Raw genomic sequence first — 12694 nt, 5'->3', positions numbered from 1 at the left:
GTCTTAGGACGAAGCGAGTGAAAAATCCCTCAGACTCGTAGGAATTTTCGTAGACAGTCGTAGTAGCCACTCAGTATCGTCCGAGGGTATTTAACCCTCGGCGATTGTATGGATACGGAAAAGAGCAACGGCGACTGGAGTGAGGTAGAGATTCAGGCTGCGGTCGATGCCTATCTCAGCATGCTTTCTCGCGAGCAGAACGGTCAGGCGATCAACAAGGCTCATGAAAATCGCGTCCTGCGCGAGGGTGCTTTGGCTGGTCGGACCAAAGGTTCGGTTGAGTTTCGGATGCAGAACATTTCTACCGTGTTGGTTGAACTCGGGCGTGATCGCATTGAGGGCTACAAACCCGCCAAAAATGTCGGCGCCAATGTTGCGAAGAGCATTCGTGAAGCACTCAATGCTCCAGGCCCTTTGACTCCCGAAGACTTTGCCCCGACCGCCGACGAGGCGACACTGGAGCAGCGAGCTGCAAAGCTTGAGCGACAACCGATTAAAGTCGAGCCGAAGGGGATTGAGAAACCAGAGCAGATTCAGTCCAGCGGAAAGTCGTATGTTCGCGATCCGGAAGTGAGAGCGTGGGTTCGCCAACAGGCTAAAGGTAGATGCGAAGGGTGTCGCAAGCCTGCTCCGTTTGAAAAGTCAGGCAGTCCGTTTCTTGAGGTTCATCACGTTAAGCATTTGGCACAGGACGGTTCGGATCGTCCGAGCAATGCTGTAGCGCTATGCCCGAACTGTCATCGGCGTTGTCACCATTCGAGTGACCGGGAGGATTTCACTGCTTTGCTTTATACAAGGGTGAAGCGGTTGAAACCCGAATAGCCGAGCAGAACATTAACCTGTGGCGAGGGGGCTTGCCCCCGTACGGCTGCACAGCAGTCGTAAATCCGCACAACTCGATTTGTCTGATGCTCCCGAGTTGCAGAATGTAGGGCCGCTTCGCAGCCCAACGGGGGCAAGCCCCCTCGCCACAAGGTTGGTGGCTGGCTTGGTTGCTGTGTTGATCTTGCGAATCGCGAGCAAGCTCGCTCCCACAGGGGTTCAGCGGCTGTCTTGGGCACGTCAGTGGTATCAGGGCCGCAGAGTTTTCCTGCGGCCCTTTTCTTTGCCTGCAAAAAAGCTAAAACCTCACCTCCCCAACCCACTAATCCGCCAAGGACACACCGCCGCCCTCACCCCGCTCGGCCCAACAATCTCCGGCGTCTGCCCCAACGACCTCGCGCTCAACACACTCCCCACCCGCTCAATCAACTGATCAAACCCCAACGTCGCATCCTCCTGATGCAGTTTGCGCAGTTGTTCGACCAGGGCATAAGTGAAGGCACCGTAGTGGTTGGAGCCCACCTCATACTCGCTGGCTTTTTCGTTCTCCCGCGCGGCATAGAGCATCAGCGGCATGTAGGGCCCATGGTGACCATAGAGTTTGCCCTGACGCAGCAGTTGGGCTTTTTTCTCGGGGCGAAGGCCCGTGGCGGCGCCTTGGGTGGTGCGGGTGCGGGTGAGGCCGCGGGTTTTGTTGTCTTGTTCACTGAAGTCGCGGCGGTCGCTGTCGACGGCGTAGACGCGGCGGTCCCAGTCGCCGGCGTAGGGGTCCCAGCGCAGCATGCGATGGCGGATGTCGCTGGGTGGGGTGATGCCGCGCACGCGGCCGTTGCCGCGGGTCATGCCGCCGGCGTAGCAGCAGTCGAACATGACGGTGAGTTTGGCGCCGTGGCCGTCCGGGTCGAAGGGCAGGTGGCTGTAGAACTGGCGGAACAGTTTGTCGGTGAAGTGGGTGCTTTCGTCGTCCCAGTCGAAGTCGTGGAGCACCAGGGTTTCGTCCATGCAGTCGGCTTCGCCGCTGCTGCTGTAGACCGGCAGTTGGGTGCCGTGGCCGGAGTAGAACAGTACGCGCTCGTCGCCAGCTCGGGCGCCTTCCACCAGCCATTCGAGGCGCTCGACGAAGTTGGCCCGGGTCGCTCGGGCGTCGTGTAGCAAACGGATGTCGCCGGCGTCGTAGCCGCTTTCCTGGAGCATGCGGCTGATCAGGTAGGTGTCGTTGATGCAGCCGTCGAGGCGTGCGCTCGGGTCGAGGTAGTCGTTGATGCCGACCACCAGGGCGCGGCGCTTGCGTTGGCCGCTGCGGGACAGGAACGCCGGCACTTCCAGGGCGCGTGCGGCCACCACATCGCGGGCCAGTTGTGGCCACAGGCCGGTCTGGCTGGTGGGTGACGACAGGTAGGCCTGGGCGGCGTGATTGAGGTCGAGCAGGTCATCGCGCAATGGCAAGGTGAATTCGGTTTGCAGGTCGACTCGCGCAGAATCCGGCGAGGTGATTGGCCGGGTCAGCAAGCCGTCGTTGGGGTTATGGAGGTGGAACCAGCGGCGGATGCCTCGGCCGTTTTCGCTCAGGCGCAGGACCCGCCCGCCCCACACTTCGCGCATCACCAATGGTAGGCCGATGGGGGAGCCGAAGCTTGCGAACACGCGACCATCGATGCGCTTGAGTGCCGCCCCTTTTTTCGCCACCGAACGGCGCAAAGCGTCGTAGCCGATCAGGCTGCCAAGGCCTTGGGCGAAGATGATCTGCGGATTGAATGCGTCGATCTTCGCCAGCAGATGCTGGGTCAGTTCAGTACGCAAGTCCGCGTCTTCGATCCATTGCACGATGGCGCCCACCGAGGTGCGCAACATCTGGTTGACCGGCAGGCCCCAACTGCCAAAGCGCTCATCGGCCTTGCCCCTGGCGTCAGCCCTCAGCATCGCCAGGCCTCGGGTGATCTGGGCGAAATCCGGCCCCTCCTTGAGTTGCTCATCGAAGGACAGAAAGTCGATGTCCTGGTCATCGATGAGGCGGCCGTTCTGTGCCAGTTGAGTGCGGATCAAGGTACGCCATTGTTCCTGCCAATTGGCGTCGATACCGCCCTGCCCGCCTGCTGCGCGGCTGAACCCGACACCAGGTAGGCACAGGATGCGCAGTCGTGTTGGCGCGGCCTCAGCTCCCGCTTCAACCAAGGCTCTGCTGGCCGGCGCGGCCACGGCAGGCACGGTTTGTTGTTGGGCGGTGACCATCAAATCCTGCAAGCGCCGCAGTTTCGCCTCCAGGCTGTCCGCACTGGGCGCAGCAGGCGTGAGCACGGCTTGAGCGGGATCCGCCAAGGCGCGGCTGCGGTTGCCGAGAAAGCCACTGACCCATTGCGCGCTGCTCTTCCAGATCTGCTCGGGATCGAGGCCGTCTAAGTAACCGGTGGCGCTGTCCACTACCTGTCGGCTCTGCGTCGCCAGTTCGGACTCGATCAACGGCAAACCCACGCGACTTGGCACCACAGTGGCTGCCAATGTCGGTGCCGCCGCTGCGACCGGCGCGTCACGCCAGATCGGTGCATTGCCGAAGTGCTGCGCGGCGACCACCCGTGGGCCGAGCGCACTGCGCGGCAATTTGAAGTGATCGCAAAGAAAGGCCAGCAAACTGGTGTGATCGTAGTGCTGCGCCTGGACATCCCCGGTCCAGGGGATCAAACCCGGCTTGAGCCACGGCGAAGCCAGGATCGCCGGTACACGCACGCCGAGGCGGGTGAAGGGGTTTTTCCAGGGCACATCGACCGATGACCCCGTCGCCACGCAGGTCGGCGGCACAACGTGGTCATGGAAACCGCCATGCTCGTCGTACAGCAGCACGAACAGGGTTTTGTTCCATACCGCGGCGTTGGCCGCCAAGGCGTTGAACACCTCACCGACAAACTGATCGCCAAAACGCAAATCCTCAGGCGGATGATGGGACACGTTGGGCCCGAGCTTACCGTTGAGCAATCCATAGCTCGGCTCGATCCACGACAGTTCGGGGAGCGTGTTACCGCTCACATCCGACTTGAAGTCCTCGATGCTCAGGTGCTGCAAACCACCCTTGACCAGCGCCGCCAGTGGCACAGCGCCGTCGGAATAAATACGCGCGTCATGGCCGTTGTTGCGCAGCAGCGAAAAAATGCTCTCGCCACCAAACTGTGCGATCAGGCTTTTGATGCCGGCCAGTACCGTGCCGGTGGAAGGCATCAGCAGATGACCATTGCAACTGCCGAGCATGGCAAAAAAACGGTTCGGCCAGGTTGGGCCTGGCACCGAGGAAAACCAGCGGTCGCACACGGTGAAGTTTCGCGCCAATCCGTGGATGGCCGGCAGCGTATCCTTCGCGGGCGTAGCGCCGAACGGGATGTAGTTCATCGCCCGTTGGGCCATGGATTGCGACCAGGTTTTGTACACTTTCAGGTCGGTGCGGGCCTTGTCGTAGGCGTCCTGGGCAAAACCATTGAGCGTGGGGTTGGCCGGGCTAGTCTTGAAGGAGACGCCCAGTTGTTTCTCTACGTTGACGAACTCGTGGCCAAGGTCAAAACCCTCGCTGTTGCCCGGCGGCAGCGCCGGAGGCAGAGGGGGTGGCGGCGCCCACAGGCTGTAGTTCTCCGGGAACTCCGAGGCCTGGGTGATCACCGTCGAATTGCCATTGGCCAGCTTCAGCGGGTTGGTGCTGGGCGCCTTGCGGTTGATACCGTCACACGCGGGATCGATGCTTGTGTAATCCCCCAGCAAATGGTCGAACGAACGGTTTTCCATCATCAGCACGACAACGTGTTCAATCCCGGCGGGCCAGTTGTTCGGCATGGTGCGCTCCTTGATATGAAGTCTCGATTTCGATCTAGCAGATTTGACGGCAATCAATTCCCTTCATTGTCTCGCCCCCTGTAATCCACCTGATAGTTCGCCACATAACTATCCACAGCCGTCCCAATCGTTGGAAAAAACGCCGTCTCCCCCAGCCGCGCAAACAACCCGAACCGCTTGAGCTTGTCCTTCACCGGGTCCTTCATCTCGGCAATGCACAACTCAATACCCGCCGCGTGCAGTGTGTCGTCCAGTTCCACCAACATGTCGGCGGAGGTCACGTCGACGCTGGTCACCGGTTCTGCGGCGACCACCAGCCAACGCACCGGTGTGGGCGATGCCGCCACGGCGTCCAGCACGCGGTCGTTGAACAGTTCGGCGTTGGCGAAGAACAGCGGCGCATCCCAGCGGAACAGGACCAGGCCGGGGATCAGGCGCGCTTCGGGGTAGCGCTTGATGTCGTGGTAGCCCTTGACCCCGTCGGCGCGTCCCAGCACGGCGGAGTAAGGGCGCCAGGCATCCCAGAGAAATTCGATGATCGCGATCACGATGGCCAGGCCGATACCCTCGATCGCACCGAGCACGGCCACGCCGACCGTACAGACAATCGACAGCCAGCATTCCCAGCGCTGGATGCGGTAGATCCGGCGCAGGTCGGCGATCTCGATCAGGCCGATGGCTGAAGCGATCACCACCGCCGCCAGGGCGCTGGACGGCAAGTGTTGCAGCAGGTCCGGGGCCACCACCAGCAGCAACGCCACCGCCAGTGCGCCGACGACGCCGGTCAATTGGGTTTTGGCACCGGCAGCCTCGGCCACGGGCGTACGTGAGGAGCTGCTGCTGATCGGGAAACCCTGGAAGAACCCGGCGGCCAGATTGGCGATGCCCAGGCCCACCATTTCCTGGTTCGGGTTGACGTAGGTTCGGGTCCGCGCCGCATAGACACGGGACAGCACGCTGGTATCGGCAAACGAGACCAGCGCGACGGCGCAACCGCCGATCAACACCGGGACGATATCGGCGGTGGTGATCCAGGGGATGGCGAACCCGGGCAAACCTTGGGGCAGTGTGCCGAGGACTTTCACACCGGCGCGCCCCGCCAGGTCGAGTGCGCCCACGGCAATCGTTGCGCCCGCCACGGCGATCAGGATGCCCGGCCATTGCGGCCTTCTTTTGAGCAGCAAGATCACCGCCAAGGTGAGCCCGCCCACCATGAACGCGGTCCAGTTGGCTTTGCCGTCCATCAGCGCCGAGACGATGGACCACAAATCCCTCAGCGGGCCATGGGCCTCAATCGAAAAACCGAACAGCTTGGGCAGTTGGCTGATCAACACCGTGAGGGCGATGCCGTTCATGTAGCCATAGCGGATCGGCTTGGACAGCAGTTCGGTGATGAACCCCAGGCGCGCAACGCCGGCCAGGACACACACCGCGCCGGAGACAAGCGCCATCATCCCCGCCAAGGCGACGGCACGCTGCGGGTCGCCGCCGGAGAGTGGCAGGATAACCGCAAGGATGACCGCCACCAGGGAGGAATCCGGGCCCATCACCAGGATCCGGCTGGGGCCGAACAACGCGTAGAACAGCAGCGGTACGATGGTCGCGTACAGGCCATAGATGCCGGGCACCCCCGAAGCCACCGCATAAGCGATACCGACGGGCACCAGCATTGTGGTCAGCACCAGGCCGGCGACGATGTCGTGGCGCAACCATGCCAATTGGTATTCGCGCAGCACGCCCAACCCTGGTAGCCAGCGGCGCCAACCGCGCTGTTCGTCCCGGCGGGCTATTCGGCCAGGCTCCGGGACGGGGGGCGAGGTGTCTGGATGGCTCATGAACGCCCTCTTTGATGTTGTTCATTCTGTAGGAGCGAGCTTGCTCGCGATGGACTCAAAGGCGCTGCGTTAATCAGCAGACACGCAGCATCGTTCACGACCATCGCGAGCAAGCTTGCTCCTACAGGGGGCTGCTGACTCGGCGATATCGAAGTGATCTCAGTGTAGCTATTGCTTCGAATACGCCATGGCTGGAAGCTGTCCACTTGAAGGATCTGGAACCGGCCATGAAATTCGACCTCGCCTACTGCCTCAGCCTCAACGACAAGTTGTCGATCTACGACGTTCGGGATCTGAATTTTGACGAGACGATGGCGTTCGATTCCGCCAGGGAGCATTTCCAATGCCCCAACGATGCCTGCCGCTTGGCATTCGATGCGGCCAATGATCTGGGCACGTTCAACGCCAAGAATGTGAACTACATGCGCACGCCGCACTTCAAGAACCTGCCGGGTACGCGGCATGTCGAGGGGTGCCCTTACGTCAGCGTGAAGACACCAGCGTCGGGCGTGGATGAGGCGCAAACGGAGGACAGCCGCGAGGAACATTTCCCGTCGGAATTGTTACTGACACGGCGGGAGTATGTGCGTAAGCCTTCCAACCCGAAGGTCGTGGCGGACGAGGTGCGGGATGAGTCGCTGACGCCCTTGATGACCAGCAACGTCGAGCAACCGAACAGGGAATCAGCCCCGGACAAGACCAGCGTCTTCGCCCACCCGGTGGAATGTTTCGTATCGAATTTCGACGACAAAGACCTGCTCAAGCGCGTGCCGCTGAAAATTGGCGAACACACCGCGCCTTACGGGTCTTTTTTCAAGAAGATCGAATACCTGCAGGATAACAGGGGGTTGATCTACTGGGGCAAGGTCAAGGAGATCAAGGACTACACCCAGAGCTTTCGCATCGACTTCGAAAAGAAAGTCTGGTTCGAGAAAAAGCCGTACTCGGTCAATGTCTACCTGAGCAAAAAGCTGATCGACAACTACCGCAAGCGCAAGGCGTTTTTAGAGGAGATCAAGCACGCCATCGAGAGCGGGCGGGCGTTGTACTGTTTCTTTTATGGCGTGACGCCGGAGCTGAAGCAGGTACCGAGCAAGAAAAACCCCGAGCAGACGTTCGGGGTGTTCAGCGCCAACATTGAAAATCTGGATCACTTTATTGTGCGGGAAGCACCGGGGTTGGCGGACAAATAGGTGCACTGCCATTCGTCTGCCTGAAAAGACAAATCAAAAAATGCGTTTGATTCGGGCTCAAAACAACTGTACAAAAACACAGTATATTTTGACCAACACTCTCGAGCCCGGAGAACACCATGGCCTCTCAAGCGATGAAAATCACCCTGGAACGTATCGCCCTCTTCCAATTCACCCCGTCCCACTGCGCCCAGGCCCGAGCGATGCTGGGCTGGAGTGTGAAAGAGCTGTCGCGAGAGTCCCGGGTATCGGTGGATGCCATTCAGCGTTTCGAGGCGCGCCAGGAGGTGCTGGATGTCACGCGCCTGGCGTTGGCCTATCGGCTCGAGGCCGAAGGGTTGGTGTTCTTCCCGGGGTTTGCGCCGGGTCGAGGGATGAATGTGAAAGGGTCGACGCCAAATCCAATGGGGCGGGCGGATTTTGCGAGGGTGGAGTGAGGGATATATGAGGGCCACTTCATGGCAAGTGGCCCTGTCTCAGAAGCTTACGCGTTCTGCACCACCCCCCGATCACTCTCCCCTTCTACCGCCAGCCACCACGCCCCACCACGCTGCGGATGCATCAGGTTGAACGCCTCACCCATCTGCGGTGTGGTGATCGACACGTTGCTTTCCCAGGCCAGGGCCAGGATACGGTCGAAGGGTTCGTACCAGGCGTGCATCGACAAGTCGAAGGTGCCGTTGTGAATAGGGAATAACCAGCGGCCCTTGAGGTCGAGGTGGGCTTGCAGGGTTTGTTCGGGTTGCATGTGCACGTGCGGCCAATCGACGTTGTAGGCGCCGGTTTCCATCAAGGTCAGGTCGAAGGGGCCGTATTGTTCGCCGATGCGTTTGAAACCGTCGAAGTACCCGCTGTCGCCGCTGAAGAAAATGCGCGTGTCGCCGTCGATCATCACCCACGAGGCCCAGAGGGTGCTGTTGCTGTCGAACAGGCCACGACCAGAGAAGTGCTGCGATGGGGTGGAGATGAACCGGATGCCATCGACTTCCGTGCCTTGCCACCAATCCAGTTGGCGGACTTTGCTGGCGTCGATGCCCCACTTGATCAGGGTGTCGCCGACGCCCAGCGGGGCGAGGAAGTGTTTGGTCTTGTCCGCGAGCTTGAGCACGGCCGCATGATCCAGGTGGTCGTAGTGGTCGTGGGACAGGATCACCGCTTCAATCGGTGGCAATTCTTCCAGGCTGATCGGTGGCTGGTGAAAACGCTTGGGGCCAGCCCATTGCACGGGCGAGGCACGCTCGGCAAAGACCGGGTCGGTGATCCAGAACTTGTCGCGCAGCTTGAGCAGCACCGTGGAGTGGCCCAGGCGATAGACGCTGTGGTTGGGCGCTGCGATCAGTGCGGTTCGAGTCAGGGCTTGCACCGGGACGGGCGCACTTGGGCGGGTGTTTAGCGGTTTGTGGAACAGCGCGTTCCACAGGATGCCCATGGTTTTGCCAAAGCTTAAACGTTGAACCGGCGTGAAGTTTTGGTACTGCCCTTGAGCCTGTCGGGATGCTTCAGGTGTGGAGGCGTTGTCCGCCGGGGAGTTTGAATTGGCCATGACTGAATGACTCCAGAAAAACCGCGCATCGCACGATTCTCCGCTTTGGGACGATAAATGGCCAAGGCACGCACGCATCGGCCGGACTTTCTATTTTTGCTGGGCAGGGTTAACAAAACATTACACTGCACAGTGTAGTTTCTAGGTTGCATCAAAGTCGATGACAAGTAAACTACCGAGTGTAATTCTCCCTTTCTTCCTGCCGAAGCGTACTTATGACAGCTCCACAGCGCCTCACCGACCGAAAACGCCAAGCGATCATTCAAGCCGCGATCAACGAATTCCGTGACAACGGTTTCGAAATCACCAGCATGGACAAGATTGCTGCCACTGCCGGCGTGTCGAAGCGCACGGTGTACAACCATTTTCCCAGCAAGGAAGAGTTGTTCGCCGAGATCCTCAATCAGTTATGGATCCGAGTGAGCGCGGAACAGGAAACGGCCTACCGTCCCGACCAGCCGCTACGCGACCAGTTGCGTTCGCTGCTGATGGCCAAATTGCAAATGTTGGGCGATGACAATTTTCTCGACCTGGCACGGGTCGCCATTGCGGCGACGATTCATTCCCCGGAGCGGGCGCAGGACATGGTGGCCCGAATGGGCGAACGCGAAGAAGGGCTGACAGCGTGGATTCGGACAGCTCAAGCGGATGGCCGATTGAAGGCCGCGGCTCCCGAATTCGCCGCTCAACAGATCCATGGCCTGCTCAAGTCCTTTGCATTCTGGCCGCAGATTTCCATGAGGCAACCCGGCTTGTCAGCCGAAGAACAACACCGGGTGGCCGAGTCCGCGCTGGACATGTTTCTGGCCTGCTACCAGTTGCAATAAATGACAAGGTCAACGGCGGGGTCTAAGGATTGCTGGCTCTGATTTGAATGGCACGATATGTTTCAAAATGAAACTGGCGCTGAGGCTATAGTGAGTTTCAGTCCCAGCGCCAGACAGAGAGCATCATGAACACCAGCCACGAAACCGCCGCCCACGTCGATCACCTGCGTTTCCATCGTCCTCATGCCCACCTCGCGCCGACCTTTGGCAATGACAAGTTTGCCCTGCGCGCCGAAGCTTTTGCGCGGTTCTTCGGTACACCGACTTTTCTCGGCGCACAAACGCTGATCGTGGTGGCCTGGGTGTGCCTCAACGTTTCCGGGCTCACCCACTTCGATGTGTACCCGTTCATCCTGCTCAACCTGGCTTTCAGCCTGCAATCGGCCTATGCCGCACCATTGATTCTGTTGGCGCAGACGCGTCAGGCCGCGCGGGACAAAGCTCAATCCGATGCCGACGCGCAACACCGCGAGGCGCTGGCAATCGCCAATACGGAGCGGCAGGCCGAAGCCGCGAAAAACACCGCCCAACTATTGGCGTTGCTGGAGCAGAACACCCGCCTCACGGAGCTGACCAAGGCCCTCACCGAACACATCGAAAACCTGACCTGCGAAATGCATCAACACTTTGTGCGCAAGGATGAGCCCAAGACCTGAGTGGTTTCAGGAAGGCTTCAGCGCCCGCCCCAACTCATCGAACAGGGTGACCACCGAGCGCAAGGCACGGCAGTCGGGGCGGGTCAGCAGCCACAGCGCGGTGTCGTAACCGTGCAGCGGTTCGCCCAACGGTTGTAATCCTTCGCCGATCAAGAAGTCTGGCAGCGCCGCCACGCCCAATCCGGCTCGCACCAACTCACTGACCGACAACATGCTGTTGCAGCGATAGCCCGGCATCACGCCGGGTAGGGTCTGGCGGCGCCAGGTCACAGTCGGGTGATCCGGCAGGAAGTCATCCGGGGCGATCCAGGTCAAAGAAGCCAGATCGCTGACATCGACCGATTGCAGGTAACCCACGCTGGCACACACGCGGTAGGCAATATCCGCCAGTCGCCGTCCTACCAGATGCTCCGGTGGCGTGCGAGTCAGGCGCAGCGCGATATCGGCATCACGGCGGCTAAGATTGGCAAAATCGTTGGACGTACAGAGTTCAATGGTCAGCGCCGGATAGTTCGGCATGAACTGCGCCAGCGCCGGCAACAGCAAACCTTGCAGCACCGAATCGGTACAGGTCAGGCGCACGATGCCGCTGATCACTTCCCCACCCTGCTCCACACCGATGCGCGCCGCCTCCAATGCTTGCTCGGCGCGCTCGGCCTGTTCCGCCAGGGACTGGGCCAGGCTGGTGGGCAGGTAGCCGGCGCGGCTTTTTTCAAACAATTGCTGACCCAGTGCCGCCTCCAGCCGGCGTACCGCCCGGAACACCGTCGATACATCCACTTTCAACAACTGCGCGGCGCGGGCCAGCGAGCCGCCGCGCACCAGGGCGAGGATCAGCGCCAGGCCCGCATAGTCGAGTCGATAGTGCGTTGCTGCATTGATCACTTGGGAAAACGCCAATATTGAGTGCGTGAACGCCAATCTATAGTGGGCACCAGCAATCAACAAGTACCGAGGCCCAAGATGGAAACCCGCTCGATTCGCATCGCCCTGATCGGCGACTACGACCCGCAAGTCACCGCTCACCAAGCCATTCCCGTCGCCCTCGAAATGACCGCAAAACACGTTGGCCTGAACCTGCAAGGGCAATGGCTGGCCACCGATGAAATTCACACCGGGACGCCGCTGCACACCTTCGATGGCTTTTGGTGCGTGCCGGCCAGCCCCTACCGCAGCACAGACGGCGCGTTAACGGCGATTCGCTTTGCCCGCGAACAACGGCGACCTTTCCTCGGTACCTGCGGCGGCTTTCAACACGCGGTGCTGGAATATGCGCGCAATGTGCTTGGCTGGGCAGATGCCGAACACGGCGAGACGGCGCCCGATGCGACGCGGGCGCTGCTGACGCCCCTGACGTGTTCGCTGGTGGAAGCGGTCGATACGATCCATCTGCGTGAAGGCTCGCTGATTGCCCAGGCGTACGAAACGTCCGAGATACGTGAGGGTTATCGCTGCCGCTACGGGGTGAATCCGCAGTTCGAAGCGGCGTTGCTCGAGCGTGAACTGCACGCGGTCGGCTTTGATTCGGAACAAGGGCTACGTGCGGTGGAACTCCGCAGTCATCCATTCTTTATCGCCACGTTGTTCCAGCCCGAGCGGGCGGCACTAAAGGGTGTCTTGCCACCCTTGGTGCGTGACTTTGTCAGTGCGTGCACGAGGCAAACTTCATGATCGCTGACACACCGAAGACGCCTTATTACGCGGTGATTTTTACCTCGCTGCGCACTGAAGGTGACCAGGGTTACGCCGAAGCGGCCACTCGGATGCTGGAGTTGGTCCGTGAGCAGCCAGGGTTTCTCGGGGTGGAGTCTGCAAGGGGTGACGACGGCTTGGGGATTACGGCGTCGTACTGGACCAGTGAAGCGGCGATTCTGGCGTGGAAGCAACACCCTGAGCATACGGCGATTCGCGAGCGTGGGCGTTCGACCTGGTATGCGCGGTGTCATACGCGGGTGTGTCGGGTTGAGCGGGCCTATGGGTTCAGTCTGTAAATGAAGCGGTTTTTCTT

11 protein-coding genes are annotated in these 12694 nt (G+C 60.4%); 7 read left to right on the top strand and 4 right to left on the bottom strand.

Annotated elements, in window-relative coordinates:
- Window positions 1–108: 108 nt before the first annotated feature.
- Window positions 109–822 carry an HNH endonuclease gene (locus J1D76_RS02550; protein ID WP_421136885.1) on the top strand — a complete coding sequence of 238 codons (714 nt, stop codon included), beginning with the start codon at window positions 109–111 and terminating at the stop codon, window positions 820–822.
- A gap of 306 nt (window positions 823–1128) precedes the next feature.
- On the opposite strand, the gene J1D76_RS02545 is transcribed toward J1D76_RS02550, so the two are convergent.
- Together J1D76_RS02545 and J1D76_RS02540 are read right to left on the bottom strand one after the other, a co-directional pair.
- The gene (locus J1D76_RS02545) at window positions 1129–4632 is read right to left on the bottom strand and encodes an alkaline phosphatase family protein (protein ID WP_421136884.1); all 3504 of its coding nucleotides are present in this window, start codon (window positions 4630–4632) and stop codon (window positions 1129–1131) included.
- A 53-nt stretch (window positions 4633–4685) separates the two neighbouring features.
- Window positions 4686–6467, bottom strand: a complete 1782-nt coding sequence (locus J1D76_RS02540; RefSeq protein ID WP_421136883.1) for a SulP family inorganic anion transporter — start codon at window positions 6465–6467, stop codon at window positions 4686–4688.
- A gap of 227 nt (window positions 6468–6694) precedes the next feature.
- Between J1D76_RS02540 and J1D76_RS02535 the strand changes: the two genes are divergently transcribed.
- Both J1D76_RS02535 and J1D76_RS02530 read left to right on the top strand, forming a co-directional pair.
- Window positions 6695–7660 (top strand): hypothetical protein, encoded by a 966-nt coding sequence (locus J1D76_RS02535; RefSeq protein ID WP_421136882.1) that lies wholly within the window; start codon window positions 6695–6697, stop codon window positions 7658–7660.
- Between the two features lie 119 nt (window positions 7661–7779).
- Window positions 7780–8097, top strand: coding sequence for an XRE family transcriptional regulator (locus J1D76_RS02530; RefSeq protein WP_421136881.1), 318 nt, complete (start codon window positions 7780–7782; stop codon window positions 8095–8097).
- A gap of 47 nt (window positions 8098–8144) precedes the next feature.
- Here the strand turns inward: J1D76_RS02530 and J1D76_RS02525 are convergent, their stop codons facing one another.
- Entirely contained in the window at window positions 8145–9203 is a 1059-nt protein-coding gene (locus J1D76_RS02525; protein ID WP_421136880.1) for an MBL fold metallo-hydrolase, read from the bottom strand.
- Between the two features lie 215 nt (window positions 9204–9418).
- Here J1D76_RS02525 and J1D76_RS02520 point away from each other — a divergent pair, with 215 nt between their 5' ends.
- Together J1D76_RS02520 and J1D76_RS02515 are read left to right on the top strand one after the other, a co-directional pair.
- On the top strand, window positions 9419–10030 hold the full coding sequence (locus tag J1D76_RS02520; protein ID WP_421136879.1) for a TetR/AcrR family transcriptional regulator: 612 nt from the start codon (window positions 9419–9421) through the stop codon (window positions 10028–10030).
- Window positions 10031–10155: 125 nt separating this feature from the next.
- Window positions 10156–10686 carry a DUF1003 domain-containing protein gene (locus J1D76_RS02515; RefSeq protein ID WP_421136878.1) on the top strand — a complete coding sequence of 177 codons (531 nt, stop codon included), beginning with the start codon at window positions 10156–10158 and terminating at the stop codon, window positions 10684–10686.
- A 6-nt stretch (window positions 10687–10692) separates the two neighbouring features.
- On the opposite strand, the gene J1D76_RS02510 is transcribed toward J1D76_RS02515, so the two are convergent.
- Window positions 10693–11634 (bottom strand): LysR family transcriptional regulator, encoded by a 942-nt coding sequence (locus J1D76_RS02510; RefSeq protein WP_421136877.1) that lies wholly within the window; start codon window positions 11632–11634, stop codon window positions 10693–10695.
- Between the two features lie 15 nt (window positions 11635–11649).
- Between J1D76_RS02510 and J1D76_RS02505 the strand changes: the two genes are divergently transcribed.
- Window positions 11650–12357 (top strand): CTP synthase, encoded by a 708-nt coding sequence (locus J1D76_RS02505; RefSeq protein WP_421136876.1) that lies wholly within the window; start codon window positions 11650–11652, stop codon window positions 12355–12357.
- Entirely contained in the window at window positions 12354–12677 is a 324-nt protein-coding gene (locus J1D76_RS02500; RefSeq protein ID WP_421136875.1) for an antibiotic biosynthesis monooxygenase family protein, read from the top strand. Before J1D76_RS02505 ends, J1D76_RS02500 begins: the two co-directional genes overlap by 4 nt.
- Window positions 12678–12694 lie beyond the last annotated feature (17 nt).

The organism is Pseudomonas sp. NFX15 (genome assembly GCF_049132105.1).
Taxonomy (GTDB): Bacteria; Pseudomonadota; Gammaproteobacteria; order Pseudomonadales; family Pseudomonadaceae; genus Aquipseudomonas.
The sequence above is the reverse complement of the archived record's forward strand: the minus strand, read 5'-3'. Positions and strand labels throughout refer to the sequence as shown.